Genomic DNA, 24,868 nt, shown 5'->3' with positions numbered 1-24,868 from the left:
TCTCAGGTGCCCTTTTTCTTGTCCACCATGGCCCTGTCCTTCGATTTCGAACACACGGTGACGGCCCCGTTCCGCATGCAGCCCGGGCTGCGGCGGTTGGCGGCCGACACGCCCCAACTGACCCCGGTCGCCGCCGGCTCGCGCCACCTGCGTGAGAAGGTGGCGGTGCTGCAGCGCTGGCCGACCGAGGCGCTGCTGAGCGCCCCGGGCGCCGACCCCACACCGGCGCTTGATGCCCTGGCCGCCCATGCCGCGCAGGCCCATCCAAGCGCCTGGCAGGTCCAGCCCGATGGCCGCTGGCACGCCCCGGTGCTGGGCTGCACGGTCGCGCCCGATGGCACGCTGCAGGCCGATCCCGGCGCCTGGGCCGAGCCCGCCCGTGCCCTGGCCGCGCTGCCCGCCCCGCTGCGCCGCAGCGCGCTGCTGGCGCTGGCCTTCGCCGAGGACCTGGCCCTGGTCGACGGCCGAGACGGCAGCCTGGCCTGGCTGGCGGTGTGCCTGCCCTCGCACTGGGCGCCGCGCGACAAGATCGGCCGCCGCTTTGCCGACGCCCACGCGCCGGTGGCCGATGCCGACAGGGTGCGACAGGCTGGCGCCCACCTGATGAAGCTGGTCTGCGGCCCGGACGCCTGGGAGCGCTTCGTCTGGACAGTCACCGATTCGCCCTGGCTGCACGGCCACCCCGACCGCGCGCCGCATGCCTGGCCGCGCGACCTGGACCCCGGCCGCCCCGGCGACGCCTGGTTCCGCACCGAGCACCAGTGCTTCATTCCGCTGCCCGCGCTGCAGCAGGCGGTGTTCACGATCGGTGTGCAGGTGCGCCCGCTGGCCGAGGCGGTGGATACGCCGGCGCGCGCGCAGGCCCTGCATGACGCGCTGGCCAGCATGAGCCCTGCGGTGCTGGCCTACCGCGCGCTGGACGGCGTGCGCGAGCCGCTGCTGCGCTGGCTGGCCGCGCGCACGGCCGCATGAAGACCGCGCCCATCGTGGCGGGCGCGCTGCGGCTGGACCAGCCCGGGTTCGAGGGCCTGCCCTACGCACCCGCCTTCGGTGACGTCTACCACCCGCGCGCCGGCGCCTTTGCGCAGGCGCGCCATGTGTTCCTGGCCGGCAACGGCCTGCCACAGCGCTGGCGCGGCCGGCGGCGCTTCGTGGTGCTGGAGACTGGCTTCGGTCTGGGCAACAACTTCCTGGCCACCTGGCAGGCCTGGCGCGACGATCCGCAGCGACCGGCGCAACTGGTCTTCGTCTCGATCGAAAAGCACCCGCTGCGCGCCGCGGACCTGGCCCAGGTTCATGCCGGCAGCCAGACGCCGGAGCGGGTGCGTGATCTGCTCGCCGCCTGGCCGCCGCTGACCCCTGACCTGCACACGCTGGAATTCGACCATGGCCAGGTGCGGCTGCTGCTGGCCTTCGGCGACATCGCCGACTGGCTGCCGGAACTGGTGGCCGAGGTCGATGCCTTCTACCTGGATGGCTTTGCGCCGGCAAAGAACGCGGCGATGTGGGACGCACGCCTGTACCCTGCGCTCTCCCGCCTGGCCGCCGCAGACGCCACCGCCGCCACCTGGAGCGTGGCGCGCGATGTGCGCGACGGTCTGGCGTCGGCGGGCTTCACCGTCGAGCGCCAACCCGGCCTGGGCGGCAAGCGCGAGATCAGCGTGGCGCGCTTCATCGGTGCCCACCGACGTGCCGCAGCACCGCCAGGGCGCCGCCCTGCGCCGCGGGCCCGCAGCGCGCTGGTGATCGGTGCCGGTGTGGCCGGCGCAGCGGCGGCCGACGCACTGGCCCGCGAAGGGCTGACCGTGACGGTGCTGGAACGCCGCAGCGCGCCGGCGCAGGAGACCTCGTCCAACCGCGCCGGGCTGTTCCATGGCGTGCTGCATCCGCACGACGGCGCGCATGCACAGCTGCTGCGCGCGGCGGCGCTGCGCACGGCGCAGCGACTGGCGGGGCAGCTTGGCACCCAGGCCTTGCCGGGCGCCGTGGCGGGTCTGCTGCGCGGCGGCGGTGACGATCCCGCCGAGGTCCTGCAGGCGCTGGCCGATCGGCAGGGCCTGCCGGCCGGCTATGTGCAGGCGCTGCCGGCCGACGAGGCCTCGCGCCGGGTCGGCCTGGCGCTGCCGCGGCCACAGTGGTTCTACCCCGGCGGCGGCTGGGTCAGCCCGCCGGCCCTGGTGCGCCACCTGCTGGACGCGCCGGGCATCGCGCTGCGTCCCGACAGCGATGTCGCGCGGCTGGTCCGCGAGGGCGGCCTCTGGCAGGCGAGTGATGCGCAGGGCCGCGTCCTGGCCGTGGCCGACGTGGCGGTGGTGGCCGGCGCCCTGGACGGCCTGGCGTTGCTGGTGCCGTGGCACCCGGAGGCCGCGGACTGGCCCCTCGGCCAGCAGCGCGGCCAGGTGAGCATCGTGCCGCCGTCGCTGGCCTCGGACCTTCCGAAGCCCGCACTGCCGCTGGCCAGCGGCGGCTACCTGATCACGCTGCCCGATGCACTGGGCGGCGGCCTGCTGTGCGGGGCCACCTCGCAGCGCGGGGACACAGACCCTGCCGTGCGCACGGACGACCACCGGCGCAACCTGGCCCGCATGGCCGAGCTCACCGGCCAGCCGGTGGACCCGCTGCTGGCCGAGCACCCGGCGCTGGAGGGCAAGGTGGGCTGGCGCCTGGCCGCCGACGACCGGCTGCCCCTGGTGGGTCCGGTGCCGGCCGATGCGCCCGCGCGTGCCGGTGCGCGGCGCCAGGAACAGCCGCGCCAGGTGCCACGCGTCGAGGGCCTGTACCTGCTCACCGCGCTGGGCTCGCGCGGGCTGACGCTGGCGCCGCTGCTGGGCGAGGTGCTGGCAGCGTGGATCTGCGGCGCGCCTGTGCCGCTGGCGGCCAGCCTGCTCGATGCGATCGATCCGGCGCGCTTCGTCGCCCGCGCCGCCCGCAAGCCGGCTTAGAACGCCAGCGTCTTCACGCCCTGCGGCGTGCCCAGCAAGCAGACCTTGGCCTTGTGGCGGCCGAAGATGCCCACCGTGACCACGCCGGGCCACTGGTTGACCTCGGCCTCCATAGCCAGCGGGTCGGTGATCTGCAGGCCGCGCACGTCCAGGATCAGGTTGCCGTTGTCGGTCACCACGCCCTCGCGGACCGTGCCGGTGCCGCCATAGGTGGCGGCAAAGCGGCGCGCCACCTGGGCTGCCGCCATCGGAATCACCTCGACCGGCAGCGGGAAGCGGCCCATCACCGGCACCAGCTTGGATTCGTCGGCGATGCAGATGAAGCGCTCGGCCAGGTCGGCCACGATCTTCTCGCGCGTCAGCGCCGCGCCGCCGCCCTTGACCATGCAACCGCTGTGATCGATCTCGTCGGCCCCGTCGATGTAGACCGGGATGGACTCGACCTCGTTGGCGTCGAACACCGGGATGCCCAGCGCCTGCAGGCGCTCGGTGCTCTTGACCGAGCTGGACACCGCACCGCGGATCTGGTCCTTCATCGTCGCCAGCGCGTCGATGAAGCAGTTGACGGTGGAGCCGGTGCCCACGCCCACAATGGAGCCGGGCACCACATAGGCCAGTGCGGCCTGGCCGACAAGGGCCTTGAGTTCGTCTTGCGTCATGGCGGCGATTATCGCTGTCGGTTACGCTGGCCTGATGCACCACCTCACCCGGCGGCAGGCGCTCGCCAGCCTCGGCCTGCTGCCGCTGACAGCCCAGGCGGATCTGTGCCGCGATGGCCGCCGCCAGTCACCGATCGACATCGTGCCCACGGCGCAGGTCCCGCTGCCGCCGCTGCGCGCCGACTGGCAGCCCTCGCCGCTGCGCTGGGTCCACGATGGCCACACGCTGCGCGTGCGCAGCGCCCCGGGCAGCCGGCTGTGGGTGGGCGCGGTGCCGCACACGCTGCAGCAGTTCCACTTCCACTTGCCCGGCGGCGACCGCATCCGCGGCGAGAGCTTCCCGCTCGGACTGCATTTCCCGCACAAGAGCCCCTCGGGGCAGCTGGTGACGCTGGTGCTGCTGTGCCGTGAGGGCGCACCCCACCCCGCCCTGGCGCAGCTGCCACTGCCCTGGCCGCGGGCCGGTCAACCCGAGCAGCGGGTGGACGGCGCCAGCGTCGACCCCCGCCGCTGGCTGCCCACCGACCTGGCCTACTACCGCTACGAGGGCTCGCTGACCAGCGCGCCCTGCACCGAGGGCGTGGTCTGGCTGGTGCTGAAGGCGGTGGCCACGGTGTCTGCGGCGCAGCTGTCCGCGCTGCGGGCGGTGATGGCACCGAATGCGCGCGCCGTGCAACCATCGAACGGCCGCGCGGTCCTCGCCTCCTGAGGCGGGTCAGCGACAATCGCCGGTTGACCGCCCGCCCACACCCTTCCATGAGCACTTTGCCTGCCTGCCCCGCCTGCGCCGCCGACTACACCTATGAGGACGGCAGCCAGCTGGTCTGCCCCTCCTGCGGCCACGAGTGGAACCCGACCGACGCCACCGCCGAGCCGGCCGCCAAGGTCTGGAAGGACGCCCATGGCAACCTGCTGCAGGATGGCGACAGCGTCACGCTGATCAAGGACCTGAAGATCAAGGGCTCATCGTCGGTGATCAAGGTGGGCACCAAGGTCAAGAACATCCGCCTGATCGAGGGCGACCACGACATCGACTGCAAGATTGACGGCTTCGGCCCGATGCAGCTGAAGTCGGAGTTCATCAAGAAGGCCTGAGCCGGCCCAGACAGCTGACGTGCCGCTGAAGGCGGCCGGCGCGGTTGACCCGCCTCAAGCACCGCGACCTCACCCGCGGGCATCGTCGCGGCATGCCCTTTGCCTGCCCCGCCCTGCGGCCGCTCTCGCTGGCCGCCCTGATCCTGCTGGCCGACACGGCCGGCGCCGCCCTCCCTGCCAAGCCCGATGAGGGCGTGGCTGTGCCCGTCACGCCCGCGATGACCGGCGCCGGCATCGTCTCCAGCGGTGTCCAGCTGCCGCCGATCCCGCCGGTCACCGGCAGCCGCCGCCAGCCGGTGGCGTCCTGGGGCAAGCCGCTGCCCTACCCGATCATCGTGGCCGACCGCCGCAACAACCGGCTGATCGAGATCGCGCCCGACAAGCGCATCGTCTGGGAGATGCCCTCGCCCGACCTGAGCTTCTACCGCGGCAACGAGGACGTGAACTTCTCGGCCGACGGCAAGACGCTGGCAGTCAGCGAAGAAGACAACTTCGACATCCATCTGGTCGACTACGACAGCCGAACCGTCACCTGGACCTGGGGCATCCCCGACCGGCGTGGCAAGACCGGCCGGCTGATGAACTACCCGGACGACTCGCACCTGCTGGACGACGGCCAGTTCCTGACCGCGGACATCCGCAACTGCCGGGTGCTGATCGTCAACCCCAAGACCGACCAGATCACCACCCAGTGGGGCCGCCCCGGCCAGTGCAAGCACAACCCGCCGCACACGCTGGCCTGGCCCAACGGCGCCACGCCGATGGACAACGGCGACATCCTGGTCAGCGAAATCACCGACGCCTGGATCTCGCGCATCACGCGCAGCGGCGAGGTCAAGTGGAGCGTGCGCGCGCCCAAGCTGCGCTACCCCTCCGACGCCTTCCCCACGGTGGACGGCCAGCAGGTCATCGTGGCCGACTTCGCCAAGCCGGGCCGCATCATCATCTTCGACCCCAAGACCGGCAAGGCCACCTGGGAGTATTTCGAGACCAGCGGCGAGAAGATGCTGGACCACCCCTCGATCGCCCGCGAACTGCCCGACACCGGCGACATCCTGGTGGTGGACGACCTGCGCAACCGCGTGCTGGTGATCGACCGCCAGACCAAGGCCATCATCTGGCAGTACGGCGTGACCGACACCCAGGGCCACGCGCCGGGCTACTTCAACTACCCCGACGGCGTGGACATCGACGTCTTCCGGGACTGGCGGCCCACGGCGGCGGCCGGCGCGAAGAAGTGACCTGAGACAATCGCGGCCACCATGGCCCTGATCCCGTACGCCCTCACCCGCCCCATCCTGTTCGGGATGGACCCCGAAGCCGCGCACGAGCTGACGCTCGAGCAAATGGCGCGCTTCCAGAACACGCCGCTGCAATGCCTGTGGTCGCAGCCCCGCGTGGACGACCCGGTCACCGTGGCCGGCCTGCGCTTTCCCAACCGCGTGGGCATGGCCGCCGGCCTGGACAAGAACGGCCGCGTGATCGACGGCCTGGGCGCCATGGGCTTCGGCTTCATCGAGGTGGGCACGGTCACGCCCAAGGCCCAGCCCGGCAACCCCAAGCCGCGCATGTTCCGCCTGCCGGCGAAGAACGCGCTGATCAATCGCCTGGGCTTCAACAACGAGGGCCTGGACGCCTTCCTGGCCAACGTGCAGCGCGCGCGCAGCTTCCGCGCCGGCGGCGGCATCCTGGGCCTGAACATCGGCAAGAACGCCGTCACGCCGATCGAGCACGCCACCGCCGACTACCTGAGCTGCCTGGACGGCGTCTACCCGCACGCCGACTACGTCACCGTCAACATCAGCAGCCCCAACACCAAGAACCTGCGCGCACTGCAAAGCGACGAGGCACTCGACGGCCTGCTAGGCGCGCTGGTCGAGCGCAAGGCCCAGCTGTCCGCGCGCCTGGGGCGCAGCGTGCCGATGTTCCTGAAGATCGCGCCCGATCTGGACGAGGACCAGGTGCGGGTGATCGCCGCCACACTGAAGAAGCACGGCATGGACGGCGTGATCGCCACCAACACCACGATCGCCCGCGACGCGGTGCAGGGCCTGCCGCATGCCGACGAAGTCGGCGGTCTGTCAGGCGCCCCCGTGCTGGAACCCAGCAACCGGGTGATCTGCCTGCTGCGCGCCGAGCTGGGCGCGGGCTTCCCGATCATCGGCGTGGGCGGCGTGCTCAGCGGCGAGGATGCGCGCAGCAAGATCGCCGCCGGGGCCGACCTGGTGCAGCTCTACACCGGGCTGATCTACCGCGGCTCGCCGCTGGTGCGCGAAGCGGCCCAGGCGCTCAAGCGCTGATCAGTCGCCGGCCACCACGCCTTCGCGGCGCGGGTCCGCGCCGCCCAGCCAGCCTCGGCCGGTCGGGTCGCGCTGCAGCACATGGATGCCGCTGGGGATCTCGTCCTCCTGCACCTGCTGGCCCCGCGCGCGCAGCCCCTGCACCACGTCGGGCGACCAGCGGCCGCGCTCCAGCCAGCTCAGCGACGTGTTGAAGTTCAGCAGGTGCGGTGCGTCTGCCGCCTGCTGCGGCGTCAGCCCCTCGGCCAGGCCCTGCAGCGTGCCGGCCACGAAATGGATGATCGCGCCACCGCCCGGTGAGCCCAGCGTGGCCAGCAGGCGGCCATCGCGGCGGTCGAAGACCAGCGTGGGCGCCATGCTCGAGCGTGGCCGCTTGCCGCCCTCGGCGCGGTTGGCCACCGGCCGACCGTCGGCACCAGTGGGCTGCAGCGCAAAGTCGGTCAGCTCGTTGTTCAGCAGGAAGCCCCCAGGCCATCCGGTGCCACCGTCGCACAGCAGGCCGCTGCCGAAGCCGGCCTCGATCGTCGTGGTCAGCGCCACCGCGTTGCCCTGGGCATCGACCACGCTGATGTGGCTGGTGCCGTGCTCGGGCTGCGGCGCCTGCGGCGCGAAGGCCAGGCGCACGCCGCCAGGCTGGCCGGGTGTCGCCTCGCCCATGGTCCGCGGACCGATCAGCGCAGCGCGCTGGCGCAGGTAGGTGGGCGCCAGCAGGCTGCGCCAGTCACCGCCGGGCGGGTCGACGAAGGCCGGATCAGCCAGGTACTGCGCACGGTCGGCGTAGGCCAGGCGCGCCGCCTCGATCCAGCGGTGGGCGCGCTCGGCCGGGTCCGTGGTGGGGGGCAGCGCATCGAGCAGACCTAGCATCTGCATCGCCGCCAGGTGGCCGCTGGAGGGGGGCGGCATGCCGCAGACGCGCCAGTCGCGCCAGTCGGTGCAGATGGCCTCGCGCTGCAGCGGCCGATAGCCGGCCAGGTCGGCCTCGGTCATCGCGCCGGGACCTTGCGGGTGTTGACGCACGCGCGCGACGATGGCCGCGGCCACCGGGCCACGGTGCAGCACATCGGCGCCTTCACTGGCCACGCGGCGCAGCACCGCGGCCAGCGCCGGGTTGGTCAGACGATGGCCCACCGGCCAGGGCTGGCCCTGCGGGTCGAGATAGAAAGCCCGCGCAGCCGGGTCGGCGCGCAGCTGCGCGCTGGCCGCGATCGACTGGTGCAGCCGCAGGCTGACCGCAAAGCCCTGCTCGGCCAGCTCGATCGCCGGTTGCACCAGACGCGCCCAGGGCAGATGGCCACCGCGGCGATGGGCCGCCTCCAGCATGCGCAGCGTGCCGGGCACGCCCACCGAGCGGCCACTGGCGATGGCCTGCGGCAGCGGCAGTGGCCGGCCATCGGCCCCCAGGAACAGGGCCGGCGTGACCGCGGCCGGTGCGGTCTCGCGACCGTCCCAGGCCAGCACCTGGTGGCCGTCCCAGCTCAGCAGGAAGGCCCCGCCGCCGATGCCGCTGGACTGCGGCTCCACCAGCGCGAGCACCAGTTGCGCGGCGATCGCCGCGTCCAGTGCGTTGCCGCCCTCACGCAGCACCTGGGCCCCGGCCTCGGCCGCCAGCGGGTGCGCGGCCGCCACGCCTTGTCGCTGCAGCTGCCAGCCGGACTTGGCTTGCACCATGCCTGCCACCTCGGGGGTCGCCCATCGCTGCGGCGTGCCCTGACAGGCCAGCAGGCCGACCGCGCTCAGCAGCAGGGCGGCCACGGTGCGGGTGCGGGGGCGGATCAGGCGGTGCATGCGGCGGATGCTACGTCCAACCCCCCGTGTCCTGGGGAGAGGGTCGGGACAGCTGCCCCATGGAGGCCACCGATGGGTGTCGCCAACGGGACATCGAGCCCGCGACGCCGCCATCCACACGCTGGACGATGACATCACCGCGCCACCACGGCCCGGCCCACCCACCAGGAGCCTCGATGATGACTGCACGAACCCTTCTTTCCGCCGCCGCCCTGACTGCCCTGCTGGCCGGCGCCTCCGGCGCCCAGGCCGCCAACGGCTGGCAGATGGTCGCCTCCGGCTGTGTGCCCACGCCCGGCTCGGCCAAGCTGATCACCGTCGGCACCAAGAGCGGCGCCGTCAGCTTCAAGGACACCAAGACCGGCAGCGCCTCGCTGATCTGCCCGGTCAACTACGAGTTCACCGGCACCAACGTGCTGGACCAGCTGGAGGTCCAGGCCGTGGACGCCAGCGTCAATGGCTCAGTGCGGGCCACGCTGGTGCGCAAGAGCAAGACGACTGGCGCCATCGAGGTGCTGGGCACCGTCACCAGCGCCGACGCCACCGGCGTGCAGAACACGCTCACCAGCTTCACGCCGGCCTCGATCAACTTCTTCACCCATGGGGCCTACGTGGTGCTGCAACTCAGCCGCACCGATCCGACCGCCGACGTGCAGGCGCACATGGTGTACCTGAGCCGCTTCATTCCCTGAGTGCTTCCTGGCCCGATCGGGCCCCGTCCTCCACCCCTGCCGGTCTCCGGCTTCATCCCCTGAAAGGAACGACCATGAACACGACCCTGATCACCCATGCCGCCGCCGCCCTGCTGCTGGGCACCCTGACCGTCGCGGCCCAGGCGGCCGACATCAATGGCAGCTCCCGCGACCGCGCCGCCGCCAGCCAGGGTGACGTGCAGCCCACCTTCAGGGCTGGCCGCCCGCGCGTCTGGGACGCCGTGGTCTCCGAGACCGGCGTCCTGCAGCGCGGCGGTGCGACCGGCGCCTCGGCGCTGAACACCACCGGTGCCTACCAGATCGATTTCCCGGTGGACGTGAGCCAGTGCACCTATGTGGCCACGCTGGGCAGCATCGACGTGGGCACGCCGGCCTCGGGGCAGGCGGTCACGGCGCGCCGCGTGAGCGTGCCGACGGCGGTCTTCGTGCAGACCACTGACGATGCCGGCACGCGCGTGCAGCGCGCCTTCCATGTGGTGGCGGTCTGCGCCTGATCAGCCGCGGCCGAAGCCGGCATCGCGGGCGCGCACGATGGCGCGCGCCCGGTTGTCGGCGCCGATCTTGTCGAAGATGGCGGTGACCTGGTTGCGCACCGTCTTCTCCGACAGCCCCAGGGCCGCGGCGATCTGCGCGTTGTCGCGGCCCTGGGCCATCAGCTCCAGCACCTCGCGCTGGCGCGGCGACAAGCCGCCGAAGTCGACCGTGCCGCTGCTCTGGCCCGGCCGCGGCGGCAGGAAGGCGTCCACCGCCTGCCACCAGGCCTGCCAGCCAGGTTCGGTCTCCAGCAGCAGGTGGTTGCCGCTCTCGATCACCACGAACTGCGCGCCGGGGATCTGGGTGGCCAGCAGGCGCCCTTCTTCCAGCGGCACGCGCACGTCATGGCGACTGTGCAGCACCAGCGTCGGACAGCGCACCTGCGGCAGCAGCGCCTGCACGTCGATGCCGGCGAACACGCGCATGAAGCGCGCGGCATTGGCTGGCGAGGTGGACAGCCTCTCCATCTCGTTGAACCAGGCGTGCTGCTCGGGCGTGCCGCCGGGGATGAACTGGGTGGTGAAGAACTGCCGGAACGACGGGTCCTGCTTGCCCCAGCCCAGTTCGGCCAGGCGGCACATCATTTCGGCCTCGTCACGGGCCTGCGGTGAGTCGGCGCGCACCAGGCGCCCCCGTGCATAGCCGCCGTGCAGCACCAGGTGCGAAACGCGCTCCGGGTGGCGCACCGCATAGGCCACGGCCACCGCCGCCCCTTGCGAGATGCCCAGCAGCGCAAAGCGCTCCGGCGCACCCACCGCGTCAACGACGCATTCGAGGTCGTCCACCCAGTCGTCGAATCCCAGCGAGGCGACGTCCCAGTCCGACCAGCCGCAGCCGCGCTCGTCGTAGCGGACCAGACGCGTGCGCTCGGCCAGCGCGTGCAGCAGGCCGCGCCAGACCGGGCTGTCCCAGTCGGCTTCCAGGTGCGACAGCCAGGTGGCGGCCTTGATCAGCACCGGCTCGCCGAGACCGGCCACCGAGAACGCCAGACGGACCCCGTCGGCGGTCTGGGTGAAGCGGATCTGCTGCTGGGAAGGCACCGGCGGGGGCATGGTCGGAGACTAACGTCCCGACCCCACCCGCTGGAAGCCCTTGATCGCGGGACGGCCCCGCGATGGGGCGTGCCCGGTGTCAGTGCACCTGCACGCCGGTCTTGGCCTGCACTTCCTCGCGCGTGACGCCCGGCGCCAGCTCGACGATCTTCAGGCCGTGCGGGGTGACGTCCAGCACGCACAGGTCGGTGATGATGCGGTCGACCACGCCCACGCCGGTCAGCGGCAGGGTGCAGTGCGGCAGGATCTTGATGTCGGTGGTGCCGTCCTTCTTGGTGGCCACGTGCTCCATCAGGACCACCACGTTCTTCACGCCGGCCACCAGGTCCATCGCGCCGCCCATGCCCTTGACCATCTTGCCCGGGATCATCCAGTTGGCCAGATCGCCCTTCTCGGAGACCTGCATCGCGCCGAGGATGGCCAGGTTGATCTTGCCGCCGCGGATCATGCCGAAGCTGTCGGCGCTGCTGAAGATGCTGCTGCCCGGCAGCGTGGTGACGGTCTGCTTGCCGGCATTGATCATGTCGGCATCCACCTGGTCCTCGGTCGGGAAGGGGCCGATGCCCAGCAGGCCGTTCTCGGACTGCAGCCAGACCTCCATGCCCTCGGGCACGTGGTTGGCCACCAGGGTCGGCAGGCCGATGCCCAGGTTCACGTAGAAGCCGTCGGCCAGTTCCTTGGCGGCGCGGGCGGCCATTTCATCGCGGGTCCATGCCATGTCGTGTTCTCCTTCAGGCCTTGCGGACGGTGCGTTGCTCGATGCGCTTTTCCGGCGTCGTGTTGAGCACGATGCGGTGCACGAAGATGCCGGGCAGGTGCACCTGGTCCGGGTCGATCGCGCCGGTCTCGACGATCTCCTCGACCTCGACCACGGTGATGCGGCCAGCCATCGCCACGTTCGGATTGAAGTTGCGCGCCGTGCGGCGGAACTGCAGATTGCCGCTCTTGTCGGCCCGGAAGGCCTTGACCAGCGAGACCTCGGGCACCAGGGAGCGCTCCATCACATAGGTCTCACCGTCGAACTCGCGCAGTTCCTTGCCCTCGGCGACGATCGTGCCCACACCGGTCTTGGTGAAGAAGGCCGGGATGCCGGCGCCGCCGGCGCGCAGCTTCTCGGCCAGCGTGCCCTGGGGCGTGAACTCCAGCTCCAGCTCGCCGCTGAGGTACTGGCGCTCGAACTCCTTGTTCTCGCCCACGTAGCTGGAGATCATCTTCTTGATCTGCCGGGTGGCCAGCAGCTTGCCCAGGCCGAAGCCGTCGACACCGGCGTTGTTGGAGATGACCGTCAGGTCCTTCTTGCCGCTGGCCTGCAGCGCGTCGATCAGCGCCTCGGGGATGCCGCACAGGCCGAAGCCGCCCACCGCCATCAACTGGCCGTCGTGGACGATGCCGTCCAGCGCAGCAGCCGCGCTCGGGTACACCTTGTTCATGAGAGAAGCCTCCGGGCTTGTTCGGATGGGAACGAAGGGTACTACGTAACACATTACGTAGTCAGTACGTCAGATTGCTTAAGGCCGACCCATGATCGACCTCGATTACCGCACCGCCTTCGACCTCGCCCCGGTGGGCCTGGTGATCTCGCGCCATCGGCAGATGGTGGACTGCAACCAGCGCCTGCTGGCGATGTTCGGCGCCGAGCGTGAGCAGCTGATCGGCCAATCCTTCGAGTTGCTCTACCCCAGCACCGAGGAGTACCTGCGCACTGGCGAGCGCATCGTCGCCAGCCTGGACCGCGACGGCCGCTATGCCGACGACCGGGTGATGAAGCGGGTCGATGGCGAACTGTTCTGGTGCCACGTCAGCGGCCGCGCACTGGAAGCCGCCGACCCGCACGCCGCGGGCATCTGGAGCTTCGAGGACCTCTCCGCCCGGCGCGTGCTGAAGGTGGATTTCACGCCGCGCGAGCGCGAGATCGCCGCGCTGCTGATCGACGGCGCCACCAGCAAGCAGATCGGCAAGAAGCTGGGCATCAGCCCGCGCACGGTGGATGTCTACCGCGCGCGGCTGATGCGCAAGGTGGGCGCCGGCACCACGCCGGAGCTGGTGCACCGGCTGCTGACGGGCTGAGGCTCAGCGCGCCCCGGGTGCCGCTTCGTGCACCGCCTGCGGCAGGGCCTGGCCGGCGGAAGCGAAAGCCTGCTCGGCGGTCTGCTGCAGGCCCAGTTCGGCCGGCATCGGCGCGCCGTCCAGCGCGGCCTGCATCTGCGCGTCGTCGCGCTGGCCACACCACTTGGCCACCACCAGCGTCGCCACGCCATTGCCGATCAGGTTGGTCAGCGCACGGGCCTCGCTCATGAAGCGGTCGATGCCCAGGATCAGCGCCAGGCCCGCCACCGGCACGCCGCCCACCGCGCTGAGCGTGGCCGCCAGCACGATGAAGCCCGAGCCGGTGACGCCCGCCGCGCCCTTGCTGGTCAGCAGCAGCACGGTCAGCAGCGTGATCTGCTGCATCAGGCTCATCGGCGTGTCGGTGGCCTGGGCGATGAAGACCGCCGCCATGGTGAGGTAGATCGAGGTGCCGTCCAGGTTGAACGAATACCCGGTGGGGATCACCAGGCCGACCACGCTCTTCTCGGCGCCAGCGTGCTCCATCTTGCGCATCATGCGCGGCAGCACCGATTCGCTCGACGAGGTGCCCAGCACGATCAGCAGTTCCTCCTTGATGAAGCGGATGAACTTCAGGATCGAGAAGCCGTGCAGGCGGGCGATCAGGCCCAGCACACCCAGGATGAACAGCAGGCAGGTGGCGTAGAACGAGCCCATCAGCTGGGCCAGCTGCAGCAGCGTGCCCACGCCGTACTTGCCGATCGTGAAGGCCATCGCGCCGAAGGCGCCGATCGGGGCCACCTTCATGATCGCGCCCACCACCGCGAACAGCACGTGCGAGAGCTTGTCGATGAAGGTGTAGACCATGTTGTGGCGGCCGCCGAACTTCTGCAGCGCGAAGCCGAACATCACCGAGAACAGCAGCACCTGCAGGATCTCGCCCTTGGCGAAGGCGTCCACCACGCTGGTGGGGATCACATCCAGCAGGAAGTCGACCGTGCTCTTCATCTTGCCCGGCTCGGTGAACTTGGCGATGGCCTTGGTGTCCAGGCTGTTCGGGTCGACATGCATGCCGGCGCCCGGCTGCACCAGGTTCACCACCACCAGGCCGATGATCAGCGCCAGCGTGGACACCACCTCGAAGTACAGCAGCGCCAGACCGCCGGTCTTGCCCACCTTCTTCATGTTCTCCATGCCGGCGATGCCCAGCACCACGGTGCAGAAGATGATCGGCGCGATGATCATCTTGATCAGCTTGATGAAGCCCTCGCCCAGCGGCTTCATCTGCTCGCCCAGCTGGGGCATGAAGTGGCCCAGCAGGATGCCGGCGGCGATCGCCAGCAGCACCTGCGCATACAGGCTGCGGTAGAACGGCGCACGCGGCGCCGTGGCGGTGGGATCGTGGCTCATCGGTGTCTTTCGGGGTGGGTGTCGGAGGGTGGCGGCAGTCTAGGGTTCACCCTGATGCCACGGGCTGTGGGAACCGCGTAGCCGCGATGTGGAAACTGCGTAGGCTGGCGGTTGATTCAGTCCTGACCAGCACGCGGGCAATCGGCGCCGTCCGGGCCGCGATACTCTCGGTCTGCTCCAACCGCCCTGCACCACCATGAAGACCAAGCCCTGCCTCACCCACGACGACGTGATCACCGTGCTGAACGCCGCCAAGGCCGAGGCCCTGGCCAACGCCTGGGCGGTGAGCATCGCGGTGTGCGACGACGGCGGCCACCTGCTGGGCCACTACCGCCTGGATGGCGCGCCGCCGATGTCGGCCCGCATGGCGCCCGCCAAGGCGCGCACCGCCGCACTGGCCAAGCGTGAAACCGCCGTGCTCGAGAAAATGATCAACGACGGCCGCACCGCCTTCCTCAGCGCGCCCGACCTGGACGGCATCCTGGAAGGCGGCGTGCCCATCGTGGTCGACGGCCAGGTGGCCGGTGCGGTGGGGGTGAGCGGCGTGAAGTCGATCGAGGACGCGCAGATCGCCAAGGCGGGCATCGCCGCGCTGCTCGGCGCCTGATAACCGGGGCCGGCCACCGGCAATTCCAGGGATCGGCCGCCAGCCGGTCCGGGTATCTTGTCGGCATGCCGGCCGATACCCTCACCACTGCCCCGCCCCGCCATGGCATGCGCCGGATCCAGGTCGAACTCGACCAGGCGCGTGACGGCGGCCCGCTCAAGACCATCGTCATCCCGCCCTGCCCGGCCCTGTTGCAGCGCCTGCGCGACACGATGGGCGAGGCCGAGCCCGACCTGACCGAGGTGGGTCGCATCGTCGGCAGCGACGTGGCGATGTCGGCCGCACTGATCAAGGTGGCCAACTCGCCGGCCTACCTGACCGGCCAGCCGGTGCAGACCATCGGCCAGGCGATGAACCGCCTGGGCCTGGAGCGCACCGCCACCGAGATGGCGGCCTTCCTGCTGCAGCGCAGCCTGCCGGCGAATTCACCGCATCTGAAGCGCTTCTGGGAACGCGCCGCCAAGCGGGCCAGTGCGATGGGTTTCATCGCCCGGCGCCTGCCCGGCATGTCGGCCGACCTGGCGCACACCTACGGCCTGTTCTGCCACGTCGGCACGCCGGTGATGCTGCAAAGCCTCAAGGGCTATGGCTCGACCATGGTCGAGGCGGCCGCCCGCATCGACCGCCCCTACGTGGCCACCGAGAACGCCAACCACCGCACCGACCACGCCGTGGTGGGGGCGCTGGTGGCGCGGGTCTGGCGCCTGGCGCCCGAGGTGATGGCCGCGATCCGCCGCCACCACGACCTGGACATGCTGGGCTCGGAGGACACCGAGTCCGAGGTGCACACGCTGGTGGCCGCCGGCCTGGTGGCCGAGCACCTGATGCGCCGCCACGAGGGGCTGGACCCGGACGCCGACTGGTCGGCCCACCACGGCGCCGCGTTGCGCTGGCTGGCGATCGACGAGGACGAACTGGCGACCTGGGACGACGAACTGCGCACGCTGCTGGACGCGGCCTGAGGCCGCGACCCGTGGCGCCCGGCAAGGCCGGGCCAGCGAGGCCGGGCGCCGCTCAGGCCGTCTGCCGGCCGTGCTCCGGCAACTCGATCTTCACCTCGAGCACTTCCAGGTTGTCCTGGCGCTCGAGATGGACCTTGATGTCGTCCGGGTTGATCTTCACGTACTTCGAGATCACCGCCACCAGTTCGCGCTGCAACTGCGGCAGGTAATCCGGCTGGCCGGGGTTGCGGCCGCTGCGCTCATGCGCCAGGATGATCTGCAGGCGCTCCTTGGCCACGCTGGCCGTGGTCTTCTTCTCGCCAAGCAGGAAGGAGAGGAAGGACATGGCGCTCACCTCCCGCCGAACAGGCGCTTGAAGAAGCCGGGCTTCTCGGCCTCGGTGAAGCGCATCGGGCGGTCCTCGCCGAGGAAGCGGCCGATGACGTCAGCGTAGGCCTCGGCCACGTCGGTGCCCTTGAGGTGGATCGCCGGCAGGCCCTGGTTGGAGGCATCCAGCACGTTCTCGCTCTCGGGGATCACACCGATCAGCTCGATGCGCAGGATCTCGCGGATGTCGTCGATCGACAGCATCTGGCCGGTGTCCACGCGGTTGGGGTTGTAGCGCGTGATCAGCAGGTGTTCCTTGACCGGCTCGCGGCCCTCGATGGCGCGGCGCGTCTTGCTGGCCAGGATGCCCAGGATGCGGTCGGAGTCGCGCACCGACGAGACCTCGGGGTTGGTCACCACCAGCGCCTCGTCGGCGAAGTGCATGGCCATCAGCGCGCCGGTCTCGATGCCCGCGGGCGAGTCGCAGACGATGTACTCGAAGCCCATGGCGGCCAGGTCGTTGAGCACCTTCTCGACGCCTTCAACCGTCAGCGCGTCCTTGTCGCGCGTCTGCGAGGCGGCCAGCACGAACAGCTGCTCGCACTGCTTGTCCTTGATCAACGCCTGGTTGAGGTTGGCCTCGCCGTGGATCACGTTGATCAGGTCGTAGACCACGCGGCGCTCGCAGCCCATGATCAGGTCGAGGTTGCGCAGGCCGACGTCGAAGTCGATCACGGCGGTCTTGTGGCCGCGCAGCGCGAGGCCGGAGGCGAAGCTGGCGCTGGTGGTGGTCTTGCCGACCCCACCCTTGCCGGAGGTCACCACGACGATCTTGGTCATCGCTCTTCGTCCTTTCAGGAGATGCGTTGGGAAATCAGAACTTCAGGGGCTCGATGCGCAGCGACTCGCCCTCCAGGCGCACCTGGGCGGGTTTGCCGGCCACCTCGGGCGGCAGGTCGGCGTCGAAATTGCGCCAGATGCCGGCCACCGAGACCAGCTGCGGCTCCATCTGCGCGGCGAAGACGCGCGCACCGGTGTCGCCACGCGCACCCGCGATCGCGCGGCCGCGCAGCGGGGCGTAGACATGGATGCTGCCGTCGGCAATCACCTCGGCGCCGAAACTCACCACCGCCAGCACGATCAGGTCGCCGCCGCGGGCATAGACCTGCTGGCCAGAGCGCAGCGGCTTGTCGATGATCAGCGCCGGCACCGGTGCCGGATCGGGCAGCACGGCGGGCGGCGGGGCCGCGGCTTCGGGCGCGGCAACAGGGGCGGCAACGGGCGCGGGGGTCGGCGCAGCGACCGGGGCGCGCGGCGTGGCGGGGGGGGCCGCCTCGAACAGGCCGGCGGCCACGGCCGCGGCGGTCTGGGCCGCATCGCCGCCGCGCACCGCCACCAGGCGCAGGCCGTGGCGTGCGAGCAGCCCGGTCAGCGCGTGGATGTCGGGCGCAGCCGAGCCGGCCGGCAGGGCCGACAGGTCCAGGCAGGCCGGCTCGTTGTCGAAGGCGCCGGGGCCATCGCCTACCAGCGCCGACAGCGCCGCGTCGAGTTCATCCAGGTCGAGGGTCTTCAGCGGCAGCGCCAGCAGGTCCAGCGTGGCGCTCTTGAGCTCAAGCGCCACCGCGGCGCCGGCCCGGGAGGAAACGGCCATGAATCGTCAGCCGGTGCTGCCAGGGCACCGCAGGGAGAAAACCGGCGATTCTACCGGGGGGCGACGGCCGCCTCGTGACCACCGGTGAGCGGAAACCACTGCGCCAGCGCCTGGCCGAAGTGGCGGCCGTCGTTGTGGGCCCGCAGCGCCTGGTAGGCCTGCTCGGCCTGCGGATAGCGCCGGCGCAGGAAGTTCAGCCACTGCTTGATGCGCCCGGCGCGGTGGCGCGGCTCCACCCGCTGCGACACCTGTGCCCAGTAATGGTGCAACAACTCGCCCAGCGTGGCGTTGTCCAGCAGCGCGTCGCTGCCCTGCGCCAGACGCAGCGCCAGTGACGGGTCCGCCACCTGGCCGCGTCCGATCATCAGGGCATGGCAACCCGACGCCTCGCGGCAGGCCTGCGCGTCCTCGACGCTCCAGATCTCGCCGTTGGCGACCAGTGGCACCGTCACGGCCGCGCGCAGGTCGGCGATGCGCGACCAGTGCGCCGGCGGCCGGTAGCCCTGGGCGCGGGTGCGCGCATGCACGACGATCTCGGCCGCGCCGCCATCGGCCAGGGCCTGCGCGCATTCGACAGCACGTGCGTCGTCGTCGGTGCCCAGGCGCATCTTGGCCGACACCGGGATGTGCGCCGGCACGGCCCGCCGCACCGCGGCAACGATGCGGGTCAGGCCCTCGGGATCGTCCAGCAGCATCGCGCCGCCGCCGTGGCGGTTGACCACCTTGGCCGGGCAGCCGAAGTTCAGATCGATCCCCGGCGGGTTCAGCGTGGCCAGCACCGCGGCGTTGTCGGCCAGGCAGGCGGGGTCCGAGCCCAGCAACTGGGGCCGCACCGGCACGCCCGAGCGGGTGCGCCCGCCGCGGCCCAGCTCGGGGCAGATGCGCAGGAACACGCGGGCTGGCAGGACCTGGTCGGTCACGCGGATGAACTCGCTGACGCAGCGGTCGATGCCTGGCACCCGGGTCAGCACCTCGCGCAGGTCGTGGTCGAGCAGCCCCTCCATCGGGGCCAGCAGAATCGTCATGGGGCCGAACGATAGCCTAGGGCCTGCTCACACGACCGGAAGGGAGGGCGGCAGGCCCCAGGCGCTCCTGCAGCAGCTCCTCGCGCCAGGCGCGCAGCCGTTCCAGCGTGGCCTCGTCGGGCCGCAGGCCCCCGGGGCGCGGTGCATCGGCGTACAGCAGGCCCATCACCTGGCCGTCGCGGCGCATCGGCAGCACCAGCAGGCTGCGCGCGCCGATGCGGCTGCGCCACCAGTGCGGCAGGAAGCGCGCGATCGCCGGATCGGTGGCGTCGGCGATGCAGGTGTCGGCGCCGCGGCGGCACAGCAGCGAGAACAGGTCCTGGTCGTCGTCGGGCGGCACCAGGAAGTGGCTGTGGCCGGGCTCGATCCCCTCGGCCAGGCCCAGCTCGCCCACCAGCTCGCCGGCGCGGCCGCGGCGCCAGCACAGCACGGCACGCTGGGCACCGGTCAGGCGCAACAGGCCCAGCAGCACGCGACGGGGCAAGGGGTCGGCCGGTGCGGGCGCGGGCGCGGAGGTCGGCGGCGCCGGTGGCCGGATCAGCACGGGCAGCGCATCGACAGCCTCGGCAGTGGCCCGCTGGCGAGGCAGCGCTGCCACCGGCAGGCCCAGCTGTTCGCACAGCGGCGCCACCGCCGGGCGCACGCGCTGCAGTGCCGCTTCCATGCTGGGCCCGTCGTGCGCGGTGGCGGCGCCGAAGCGCTCGGCCAGGGCGGCCAGCGCCTCGTCGTGCCGGGTCGGGGGCTGGTAGAGCAGCACGTCGGTCAGCTCATTGGCCAGCCAGCCCATGCAGCGCAGTTGTTCGGTGCGCGAGTGCGGGTAGTGCCGCGGCGGCGCGTCGCCATGGCCGATCGCGCGCCGCAGCGACGGCGGCCAGCCCCAGCGCTCGGCGACCGCCTGTCCGAGGCGGTGGTAGTCGGTGCCCAGCAGGCGGCGGGCCACCAAGGCCTCGGTCTCGGGGGACCCATCGGCCGTGGCCTGCTGCACCGCCAAGGCCTCCTCGGGCAGGTGCATGGCGGCCACCAGCCGCCCCAGGTTGCGCAGCACCGCGATCAGCGTGCCGTCTTCGGCCTGGCTGTGGGCCAGTTCATGGGCCATCTGGCCGGCCAGCAGCGCGCGCAGGAAAGGCTCGCGCAGCGCCAGCCCCGGCACCGAGCTGCGCAGCGAATCGACCAGCCGGGCGGTCAGCGCCAGGCGCCCCACCTCGATGAAGCCCATCACGGCGATGGCCCGCTCCAGCGTGTCGATCTCGCCCGCACCCACCGAGCCGTAATGCGCCGAGTTGGCCATGCGCAGCACGCGCGCCGACAGGCCGACGTCCTGCACCAAGGCCTCGGTCAGGTGCTGCAGCCGCGCCTTCTCCGAGCGGGCCACGCGGCGCACCCCCGACAGGGCCTGGCCCAGCGAGGGAAAGTCAGGCTGGCGCGAGACCCTGTCGAGCAGCCGCGCCAGTGTCTCGTCACCCGCGGTGATCGAGTCTTCGGGGGCTGGCGGGGTCACCGGCCCCAGCTCGCTGAAATCGGTCTGTGCGCTCATGCCGTGGTGTGCTGCCCCGATTGGAACAGGCCCGTCGGCGGCGCGCCAGCGCCATGGTCCGCAGATCAGCGGCCGCCCAGGCCGCCAGATCAGGCGCTCAGTCGCGCAGGTCGCCGGCCAGGCTGGCCAGCGTCTCGGCCGGGATGGCCAGGTGGGCCGGGTAGTTGGTGTGGTCGCAGCCCAGGCGCACCTGGGCGCCTGCGCGCACCGCCTGGCGTGCGGCGGCGGGCAGCTCGAAACGCACGAAATGCACCGACGAGGTCTTCTCGGCGGTTTCGCGATCCAGGTCCTCGTCGGCGATGGCGTACACGCGGGCATGGCCTTCGACCTCGACAAACAGCCGGTCCTCGACACCGATCAGCCGCGCCAGCTCGCGCCGCCGCTCGTGCACGTCGGGGTACTCCAGCAGCACCGTGGCCTTCCAGTTGCGGCCATCGGGCACCAGCGGGGCGTAGGCGTCGATCTCGGCCTGCACGCCCTCGTCCTCGAAGATCTTCTCGATGTGCAGCATTTCCTGGATCTGGCGGCGGATGGTCTGCTCGTCCTCGAACTGCAGCGTCATGTGCTCGCCCAGGCTGATGCTGCGCAGGCGGCGGTGGGCGATGGCCTCGGCGCGCAAGGTCTTGCGCTGGCGGGCATAGGCTTCCAGGGTCAGCAGGCTGTCGCGGGTGATGCTCATGGGTGATGCGGGTCAGAGTCCGTAGGCGGTGCGCAGCAGCGTCAGCGGATGCTGCAGCGCTTTCGGCGGCGTGCCGGCCTGGGTCATGCCCTGGGCGATGTGGTGGCCGGCCAGCGCACAGTCGCTGGCGATGACATCGGGCTCGTCCTTGGCCATCGCCTTGAAGACCGGCTTGCCGATCTTCATCGCCATCGGGTGGAAGGCTGTCTTGACGCCATAGGTGCCGGCGTGGCCGGAGCAGCGCTCGACCGTGTTCAGCTGCACCGTGACCGACTGGCCGATGAGCTTGAACATCTCCTCGGTCTTGCGGCCGATGTTCTGCACCCGGCCGTGGCAGGGGATGTGGTAGCTGACCTTGCCCAGCGCCTGCTTGAAGTCGGTCTTCAGCAGGCCGTCCTTGTGGCGCGCCACCAGGTACTCGAAGGGGTCGAACATCGCGGCTTTCACCGCCTGCACGTCCTCGTCCTCGGGGAACAGCAGCGGCAGCTCCTGCTTGAACATCAGCGTGCAGCTGGGGATGGCGCTGACGATCGCCCAGCCCTCGCGGGCGTAGCGGGCGAGCACCGGGATGTTGGCGGCCTTGTGTTCGGCCACGCCCTGCAGATCGCCCAGCTCCAGCTTGGGCATGCCGCAGCAGCGCTCCTTCTCGACCAGGGTCCAGGGAATGTCGTTGTGGTCCAGCACCTTCAGCAGGTCATGGCCGATGCCGGGCTCGTTGTAGTTGACGTAGCAGGTGGCGAAGACCGCCACCTTGCCCGGGGTGCGCTGACCCCGGGTGACCACCTGCGCAGCGCCCTGGCTGGGCGCGCTCCAGCGCAGCCGGCTGCTGGCCAGCTCGGGCAGCCAGGCCTCGGGGTGCACGCCCAGGGTCTTGTCCAGCAGGCGACGCATCGGCTGGGTGCGGTTGACGGCGTTGACCACCTGCACCACCACCGGGATCCCGGCGAACTGGCCGTGGGTGTCGGTGGAGGCCAGCAGGCGCTCGCCGCGGCCGACCTCGCCCTTCCTGAACTTGATCGCCTTGGCACGCAGCATCAGGTGCGGGAAGTCCAGGCCCCATTCGTGCGGCGGCACGTAGGGGCACTTGGTCATGTAGCAGAGGTCGCACAGGTAGCACTGGTCGACGACCTTGGCGTAGTCCTTGGCGTCCACGCCGTGCAGTTCGCCGTCGTCGGTGGCGTCGACCAGGTCGAACAGCGTGGGGAAGGACTGGCACAGGCTGACGCAGCGGCGGCAGCCGTGGCAGATGTCGAACACGCGCGCCATCTCGCGCTGGCAGTCGGCTTCGTCGTAGAACGAGTCCTCACGCCAGGGGACGGGGTGTCGGGTCGGCGCTTCGAGGTTGCCTTCGCGGGGGGGCATGGCGGCTCCTGCGGCGTCAGGGAACGAACCGGCAAGACAGGGCCCGCCGGACACCCACGCCCGGCGAAAGCCCTGCGGGCGAGCGTGCTCAGTCCACCAGCTGGTCGAGCGCCTTCTGGTAGCGGTTGGCGTGCGAACGCTCGGCCTTGGCCAGGGTCTCGAACCAGTCGGCGATCTCGTCGAAGCCCTCGTCACGCGCAGTTTTCGCCATGCCCGGGTACATGTCGGTGTACTCGTGGGTTTCGCCGGCCACGGCGGCGGCCAGGTTCTGGCGCGTGGAGCCGATCGGCAGGCCGGTGGCCGGGTCGCCCACGGCCTCGAGGAATTCCAGGTGACCGTGCGCATGGCCGGTCTCGCCTTCGGCGGTGGATCGGAACAGCGCCGCCACGTCGTTCTGGCCCTCGACGTCGGCCTTGTTCGCGAAGTAGAGGTAGCGGCGGTTGGCCTGCGACTCGCCCGCGAAGGCGTCCTTGAGGTTCTGCTCGGTCTTCGATCCCTTCAAGCCCATGTCTCGCTCCTGGTTGGTTGACGACTCGGCCCGGGGCCTGATGATCCCGCAGGCGCCAGCCCAAGGTAGCACAGGCCCGTCGAATGGGGCCAATGCATCCCGTCAATGCCGGGCATAGCGCCGCACTATGCTGGAGGGGGTTATCCCCAGGGCCTGGCTCAGCGCAGACCCAGCAGCCGCAGCGCCAGATCGTGGAGCCGACCGGCCGGGTCGGCCAGGTTGTGCAGGATGTCCAGGTGATGGTGGCGTGCCAGCGTCTCGCAGACGGGCACGCTGCTGGGGCCCCACTGGTCCCGGATCAGGCGGTTCTGGCGGATGAATTCCTCGGATTCGTCGCCGCCGGCCACCGCGTAGAGCGGCTTGCGCGGTCGCGGGTAGAAGGCCGGGCTCAGGCGCCAGGCGTCGCGCTCGCTCAACTGCAGATCGCCGCGGATGAACGGCGCGTGGCGCAACGGTTCCAGGTCGTACAGGCCCGAAATGCCCAGGGCGCCAGCCAGCGGCTGCGGCGGCAGCGCCGGATCGACGTCCTTCCAGCGGCAGCACAGCAGCATCGCCGCCAGGTGCGCGCCGGCCGAGTGCCCCACCAGGGCGAGGCGGGTGGGATCGATGCCCAGCTCGCCTGCCCGAGCCACGATCCAGGCGATGACGCGGGTCATCTCCAGCGCGATGTCGGCGATCCCCACCCCGGGGCACAGGCTGTAGTTCGGCACCACCACATGCGCACCGTCGGCGACGAAGGACGGCGCGATGAAGCTGTGGTCGGACTTGTCCAGCGAGCGCCAGTAGCCTCCATGGATGAAGACCAGCACAGGCGCGTCACGGCGCTCGGTCCGGAAGAGGTCCAGCGTCTGCGAGGGGGCGTCGCCGTAGGCCAGATCATGCTGCCCGTCCAGCTGCTGCCGGGCCAGCGCCGAGGCCTGCCGCCAGCGCTCGAACAGCGCGGCGTGGTCGGGAATGCGGGCCCGGTTGTTGTACTGCTGGTCCAGCCAGACGGGATCGAAGGCGTTCAAACGGCATCTCCTGCGGGTCGACCGGCGCGGTCGGGGCGATGGGCAATGCTATACTGCGCGCTGCTCATGGGGACGTAGCTCAGCTGGGAGAGCGTCGCGTTCGCAATGCGAAGGTCGGGAGTTCGATCCTCCTCGTCTCCACCATTGAGCCATCACACCCCCACCGGGCCCGCAGGGCGGGCCGGTCACCGCAAGGGCTGCACCCCAGGGTCGCAGCCCTTTGTCATTTCCGAGCCCCGCGCCCGGTACTGGGGCAAGTCCGGAGGCCCGGCCCCGCACTGTCGATGTAGTATTGCTACTTCATTCATCGACAAGAAGCTGTAGTTTGCCTCCAGTCACCAAACTGACAAACTGGCAACCACTCGGCTCAGACCCAGGTACGCAACCTGCTTAAGCTATTCAAGGCGGTCACCGGCGCATTTCTATAGGGTGATTGCCTGTGCCGCCGACGCCCGGATGACGGCTATAGTGCCGGTTACCGGGGCTCATGAGGCCCTTTTCAACGACAAGTACAGCACCCACACGGGGTGACTGGAGGAACCGAGTGGATTTCGCTGAATCGCAGCGCAGCCCCACCAAGCACCCGGTGGGTCTGATCGTCGTGGCGCTGATGCACGTGGTGGTCGGCTACGCGCTGGTCAACGGCCTGGCGCGCAAGATCGTCGAGGTGGTCAAGGCCCCGATCGAG

The 24,868-nt window shown here is 70.8% G+C and carries 26 protein-coding genes and 1 tRNA gene; 12 read left to right on the top strand and 15 right to left on the bottom strand.

Translation table 11 applies throughout. The features are described 5' to 3' along the window. Window positions 1-27 precede the first annotated feature (27 nt). Together KAK03_RS18125 and mnmC are read left to right on the top strand one after the other, a co-directional pair. Window positions 28-972 carry a heme-dependent oxidative N-demethylase subunit alpha family protein gene (locus KAK03_RS18125; RefSeq protein ID WP_247661264.1) on the top strand — a complete coding sequence of 315 codons (945 nt, stop codon included), beginning with the start codon at window positions 28-30 and terminating at the stop codon, window positions 970-972. After that, on the top strand, window positions 969-2,942 hold the full coding sequence (gene mnmC, locus KAK03_RS18120) for a bifunctional tRNA (5-methylaminomethyl-2-thiouridine)(34)-methyltransferase MnmC2/FAD-dependent 5-carboxymethylaminomethyl-2-thiouridine(34) oxidoreductase MnmC1 (RefSeq protein WP_210855971.1): 1,974 nt from the start codon (window positions 969-971) through the stop codon (window positions 2,940-2,942). Before KAK03_RS18125 ends, mnmC begins: the two co-directional genes overlap by 4 nt. On the opposite strand, the gene rpiA is transcribed toward mnmC, so the two are convergent. Beyond that, window positions 2,939-3,601 carry a ribose-5-phosphate isomerase RpiA gene (gene rpiA, locus KAK03_RS18115; protein ID WP_210855969.1) on the bottom strand — a complete coding sequence of 221 codons (663 nt, stop codon included), beginning with the start codon at window positions 3,599-3,601 and terminating at the stop codon, window positions 2,939-2,941. The two genes, mnmC and rpiA, sit on opposite strands and share 4 nt — an antisense overlap. Before the next feature lie 34 nt (window positions 3,602-3,635). Between rpiA and KAK03_RS18110 the strand changes: the two genes are divergently transcribed. The 4 genes from KAK03_RS18110 to KAK03_RS18095 all read left to right on the top strand — a co-directional run bounded on the left by KAK03_RS18110 (window position 3,636) and on the right by KAK03_RS18095 (window position 6,996). Beyond that, window positions 3,636-4,310 carry a carbonic anhydrase family protein gene (locus KAK03_RS18110; protein ID WP_210855967.1) on the top strand — a complete coding sequence of 225 codons (675 nt, stop codon included), beginning with the start codon at window positions 3,636-3,638 and terminating at the stop codon, window positions 4,308-4,310. A gap of 47 nt (window positions 4,311-4,357) precedes the next feature. Then, complete coding sequence (locus KAK03_RS18105) at window positions 4,358-4,696, top strand: zinc ribbon domain-containing protein YjdM (protein WP_210855965.1); 339 nt, start codon at window positions 4,358-4,360, stop codon at window positions 4,694-4,696. Between the two features lie 92 nt (window positions 4,697-4,788). Beyond that, window positions 4,789-5,937: an outer membrane protein assembly factor BamB family protein gene (locus tag KAK03_RS18100; RefSeq protein WP_210855963.1), complete on the top strand. Its 1,149-nt coding sequence runs from the start codon at window positions 4,789-4,791 to the stop codon at window positions 5,935-5,937. Between the two features lie 21 nt (window positions 5,938-5,958). Further along, complete coding sequence (locus KAK03_RS18095; RefSeq protein ID WP_210855961.1) at window positions 5,959-6,996, top strand: quinone-dependent dihydroorotate dehydrogenase; 1,038 nt, start codon at window positions 5,959-5,961, stop codon at window positions 6,994-6,996. Here KAK03_RS18095 and KAK03_RS18090 read toward each other — a convergent pair whose 3' ends face one another. Then, window positions 6,997-8,781, bottom strand: coding sequence for a gamma-glutamyltransferase family protein (locus KAK03_RS18090; protein ID WP_210855959.1), 1,785 nt, complete (start codon window positions 8,779-8,781; stop codon window positions 6,997-6,999). Between the two features lie 179 nt (window positions 8,782-8,960). Here KAK03_RS18090 and KAK03_RS18085 point away from each other — a divergent pair, with 179 nt between their 5' ends. Together KAK03_RS18085 and KAK03_RS18080 are read left to right on the top strand one after the other, a co-directional pair. Continuing rightward, the gene (locus tag KAK03_RS18085; RefSeq protein WP_210855957.1) at window positions 8,961-9,473 is read left to right on the top strand and encodes a hypothetical protein; all 513 of its coding nucleotides are present in this window, start codon (window positions 8,961-8,963) and stop codon (window positions 9,471-9,473) included. 74 nt (window positions 9,474-9,547) lie between these two features. Beyond that, window positions 9,548-9,988, top strand: a complete 441-nt coding sequence (locus KAK03_RS18080) for a hypothetical protein (RefSeq protein WP_210855955.1) — start codon at window positions 9,548-9,550, stop codon at window positions 9,986-9,988. Here KAK03_RS18080 and KAK03_RS18075 read toward each other — a convergent pair whose 3' ends face one another. The 3 genes from KAK03_RS18075 to KAK03_RS18065 form a co-directional block, all read right to left on the bottom strand. Further along, window positions 9,989-11,080 carry an alpha/beta fold hydrolase gene (locus KAK03_RS18075; protein ID WP_210855953.1) on the bottom strand — a complete coding sequence of 364 codons (1,092 nt, stop codon included), beginning with the start codon at window positions 11,078-11,080 and terminating at the stop codon, window positions 9,989-9,991. A gap of 79 nt (window positions 11,081-11,159) precedes the next feature. Then, window positions 11,160-11,798, bottom strand: coding sequence for a CoA transferase subunit B (locus KAK03_RS18070; RefSeq protein ID WP_210804344.1), 639 nt, complete (start codon window positions 11,796-11,798; stop codon window positions 11,160-11,162). Between the two features lie 13 nt (window positions 11,799-11,811). Beyond that, window positions 11,812-12,510, bottom strand: coding sequence for a CoA transferase subunit A (locus tag KAK03_RS18065; protein WP_210855951.1), 699 nt, complete (start codon window positions 12,508-12,510; stop codon window positions 11,812-11,814). A gap of 91 nt (window positions 12,511-12,601) precedes the next feature. Here KAK03_RS18065 and KAK03_RS18060 point away from each other — a divergent pair, with 91 nt between their 5' ends. Continuing rightward, complete coding sequence (locus tag KAK03_RS18060) at window positions 12,602-13,147, top strand: PAS and helix-turn-helix domain-containing protein (protein ID WP_210855949.1); 546 nt, start codon at window positions 12,602-12,604, stop codon at window positions 13,145-13,147. A gap of 3 nt (window positions 13,148-13,150) precedes the next feature. Here KAK03_RS18060 and KAK03_RS18055 read toward each other — a convergent pair whose 3' ends face one another. Beyond that, entirely contained in the window at window positions 13,151-14,536 is a 1,386-nt protein-coding gene (locus KAK03_RS18055; protein WP_210855947.1) for a dicarboxylate/amino acid:cation symporter, read from the bottom strand. Between the two features lie 196 nt (window positions 14,537-14,732). Between KAK03_RS18055 and KAK03_RS18050 the strand changes: the two genes are divergently transcribed. After that, complete coding sequence (locus tag KAK03_RS18050) at window positions 14,733-15,143, top strand: GlcG/HbpS family heme-binding protein (protein ID WP_210855945.1); 411 nt, start codon at window positions 14,733-14,735, stop codon at window positions 15,141-15,143. Between the two features lie 65 nt (window positions 15,144-15,208). Beyond that, window positions 15,209-16,105, top strand: a complete 897-nt coding sequence (locus KAK03_RS18045; RefSeq protein ID WP_210855944.1) for an HDOD domain-containing protein — start codon at window positions 15,209-15,211, stop codon at window positions 16,103-16,105. Between the two features lie 52 nt (window positions 16,106-16,157). Here KAK03_RS18045 and minE read toward each other — a convergent pair whose 3' ends face one another. The 9 genes from minE to KAK03_RS18000 all read right to left on the bottom strand — a co-directional run bounded on the left by minE (window position 16,158) and on the right by KAK03_RS18000 (window position 24,180). Then, window positions 16,158-16,430: a cell division topological specificity factor MinE gene (minE, locus tag KAK03_RS18040; RefSeq protein ID WP_210855942.1), complete on the bottom strand. Its 273-nt coding sequence runs from the start codon at window positions 16,428-16,430 to the stop codon at window positions 16,158-16,160. A 5-nt stretch (window positions 16,431-16,435) separates the two neighbouring features. Continuing rightward, window positions 16,436-17,251 (bottom strand): septum site-determining protein MinD, encoded by an 816-nt coding sequence (minD, locus tag KAK03_RS18035; protein WP_210855940.1) that lies wholly within the window; start codon window positions 17,249-17,251, stop codon window positions 16,436-16,438. A gap of 34 nt (window positions 17,252-17,285) precedes the next feature. Further along, window positions 17,286-18,062, bottom strand: a complete 777-nt coding sequence (gene minC, locus KAK03_RS18030; protein ID WP_210855938.1) for a septum site-determining protein MinC — start codon at window positions 18,060-18,062, stop codon at window positions 17,286-17,288. Between the two features lie 50 nt (window positions 18,063-18,112). After that, the gene (locus tag KAK03_RS18025) at window positions 18,113-19,087 is read right to left on the bottom strand and encodes a tRNA dihydrouridine synthase (protein WP_210855936.1); all 975 of its coding nucleotides are present in this window, start codon (window positions 19,085-19,087) and stop codon (window positions 18,113-18,115) included. Window positions 19,088-19,103: 16 nt separating this feature from the next. Further along, window positions 19,104-20,621 carry an HDOD domain-containing protein gene (locus KAK03_RS18020; RefSeq protein ID WP_210855935.1) on the bottom strand — a complete coding sequence of 506 codons (1,518 nt, stop codon included), beginning with the start codon at window positions 20,619-20,621 and terminating at the stop codon, window positions 19,104-19,106. Between the two features lie 97 nt (window positions 20,622-20,718). Continuing rightward, window positions 20,719-21,300, bottom strand: coding sequence for a DUF3501 family protein (locus KAK03_RS18015; protein WP_210855933.1), 582 nt, complete (start codon window positions 21,298-21,300; stop codon window positions 20,719-20,721). A 12-nt stretch (window positions 21,301-21,312) separates the two neighbouring features. Continuing rightward, window positions 21,313-22,662, bottom strand: coding sequence for a (Fe-S)-binding protein (locus tag KAK03_RS18010; protein ID WP_210855932.1), 1,350 nt, complete (start codon window positions 22,660-22,662; stop codon window positions 21,313-21,315). Window positions 22,663-22,750: 88 nt separating this feature from the next. Beyond that, the gene (locus KAK03_RS18005; RefSeq protein ID WP_210804333.1) at window positions 22,751-23,170 is read right to left on the bottom strand and encodes a rubrerythrin family protein; all 420 of its coding nucleotides are present in this window, start codon (window positions 23,168-23,170) and stop codon (window positions 22,751-22,753) included. Between the two features lie 158 nt (window positions 23,171-23,328). Beyond that, window positions 23,329-24,180, bottom strand: a complete 852-nt coding sequence (locus KAK03_RS18000; RefSeq protein WP_210855929.1) for an alpha/beta hydrolase — start codon at window positions 24,178-24,180, stop codon at window positions 23,329-23,331. Window positions 24,181-24,248: 68 nt separating this feature from the next. Between KAK03_RS18000 and KAK03_RS17995 the strand changes: the two genes are divergently transcribed. Further along, a tRNA-Ala gene (locus KAK03_RS17995) sits at window positions 24,249-24,324 on the top strand. Window positions 24,325-24,868 lie beyond the last annotated feature (544 nt).

The organism is Ideonella alba, assembly GCF_018069845.1.
Classification (GTDB): domain Bacteria; phylum Pseudomonadota; class Gammaproteobacteria; order Burkholderiales; family Burkholderiaceae_C; genus Ideonella; species Ideonella alba.
The sequence above is the reverse complement of the archived record's forward strand: the minus strand, read 5'-3'. Positions and strand labels throughout refer to the sequence as shown.

What these genes read in the sequence shown, in the direction of transcription:
- KAK03_RS18125 (WP_247661264.1), top strand. Translation starts at nt 28, where the DNA reads ATGGCCCTGTCCTTCGATTTCGAACACACGGTGACGGCCCCGTTCCGC.
- mnmC (WP_210855971.1), top strand. Translation starts at nt 969, where the DNA reads ATGAAGACCGCGCCCATCGTGGCGGGCGCGCTGCGGCTGGACCAGCCC.
- rpiA (WP_210855969.1), bottom strand. Translation starts at nt 3,601, where the DNA reads ATGACGCAAGACGAACTCAAGGCCCTTGTCGGCCAGGCCGCACTGGCC.
- KAK03_RS18110 (WP_210855967.1), top strand. Translation starts at nt 3,636, where the DNA reads ATGCACCACCTCACCCGGCGGCAGGCGCTCGCCAGCCTCGGCCTGCTG.
- KAK03_RS18105 (WP_210855965.1), top strand. Translation starts at nt 4,358, where the DNA reads ATGAGCACTTTGCCTGCCTGCCCCGCCTGCGCCGCCGACTACACCTAT.
- KAK03_RS18100 (WP_210855963.1), top strand. Translation starts at nt 4,789, where the DNA reads ATGCCCTTTGCCTGCCCCGCCCTGCGGCCGCTCTCGCTGGCCGCCCTG.
- KAK03_RS18095 (WP_210855961.1), top strand. Translation starts at nt 5,959, where the DNA reads ATGGCCCTGATCCCGTACGCCCTCACCCGCCCCATCCTGTTCGGGATG.
- KAK03_RS18090 (WP_210855959.1), bottom strand. Translation starts at nt 8,781, where the DNA reads ATGCACCGCCTGATCCGCCCCCGCACCCGCACCGTGGCCGCCCTGCTG.
- KAK03_RS18085 (WP_210855957.1), top strand. Translation starts at nt 8,961, where the DNA reads ATGACTGCACGAACCCTTCTTTCCGCCGCCGCCCTGACTGCCCTGCTG.
- KAK03_RS18080 (WP_210855955.1), top strand. Translation starts at nt 9,548, where the DNA reads ATGAACACGACCCTGATCACCCATGCCGCCGCCGCCCTGCTGCTGGGC.
- KAK03_RS18075 (WP_210855953.1), bottom strand. Translation starts at nt 11,080, where the DNA reads ATGCCCCCGCCGGTGCCTTCCCAGCAGCAGATCCGCTTCACCCAGACC.
- KAK03_RS18070 (WP_210804344.1), bottom strand. Translation starts at nt 11,798, where the DNA reads ATGGCATGGACCCGCGATGAAATGGCCGCCCGCGCCGCCAAGGAACTG.
- KAK03_RS18065 (WP_210855951.1), bottom strand. Translation starts at nt 12,510, where the DNA reads ATGAACAAGGTGTACCCGAGCGCGGCTGCTGCGCTGGACGGCATCGTC.
- KAK03_RS18060 (WP_210855949.1), top strand. Translation starts at nt 12,602, where the DNA reads ATGATCGACCTCGATTACCGCACCGCCTTCGACCTCGCCCCGGTGGGC.
- KAK03_RS18055 (WP_210855947.1), bottom strand. Translation starts at nt 14,536, where the DNA reads ATGAGCCACGATCCCACCGCCACGGCGCCGCGTGCGCCGTTCTACCGC.
- KAK03_RS18050 (WP_210855945.1), top strand. Translation starts at nt 14,733, where the DNA reads ATGAAGACCAAGCCCTGCCTCACCCACGACGACGTGATCACCGTGCTG.
- KAK03_RS18045 (WP_210855944.1), top strand. Translation starts at nt 15,209, where the DNA reads ATGCCGGCCGATACCCTCACCACTGCCCCGCCCCGCCATGGCATGCGC.
- minE (WP_210855942.1), bottom strand. Translation starts at nt 16,430, where the DNA reads ATGTCCTTCCTCTCCTTCCTGCTTGGCGAGAAGAAGACCACGGCCAGC.
- minD (WP_210855940.1), bottom strand. Translation starts at nt 17,251, where the DNA reads ATGACCAAGATCGTCGTGGTGACCTCCGGCAAGGGTGGGGTCGGCAAG.
- minC (WP_210855938.1), bottom strand. Translation starts at nt 18,062, where the DNA reads ATGGCCGTTTCCTCCCGGGCCGGCGCCGCGGTGGCGCTTGAGCTCAAG.
- KAK03_RS18025 (WP_210855936.1), bottom strand. Translation starts at nt 19,087, where the DNA reads ATGACGATTCTGCTGGCCCCGATGGAGGGGCTGCTCGACCACGACCTG.
- KAK03_RS18020 (WP_210855935.1), bottom strand. Translation starts at nt 20,621, where the DNA reads ATGAGCGCACAGACCGATTTCAGCGAGCTGGGGCCGGTGACCCCGCCA.
- KAK03_RS18015 (WP_210855933.1), bottom strand. Translation starts at nt 21,300, where the DNA reads ATGAGCATCACCCGCGACAGCCTGCTGACCCTGGAAGCCTATGCCCGC.
- KAK03_RS18010 (WP_210855932.1), bottom strand. Translation starts at nt 22,662, where the DNA reads ATGCCCCCCCGCGAAGGCAACCTCGAAGCGCCGACCCGACACCCCGTC.
- KAK03_RS18005 (WP_210804333.1), bottom strand. Translation starts at nt 23,170, where the DNA reads ATGGGCTTGAAGGGATCGAAGACCGAGCAGAACCTCAAGGACGCCTTC.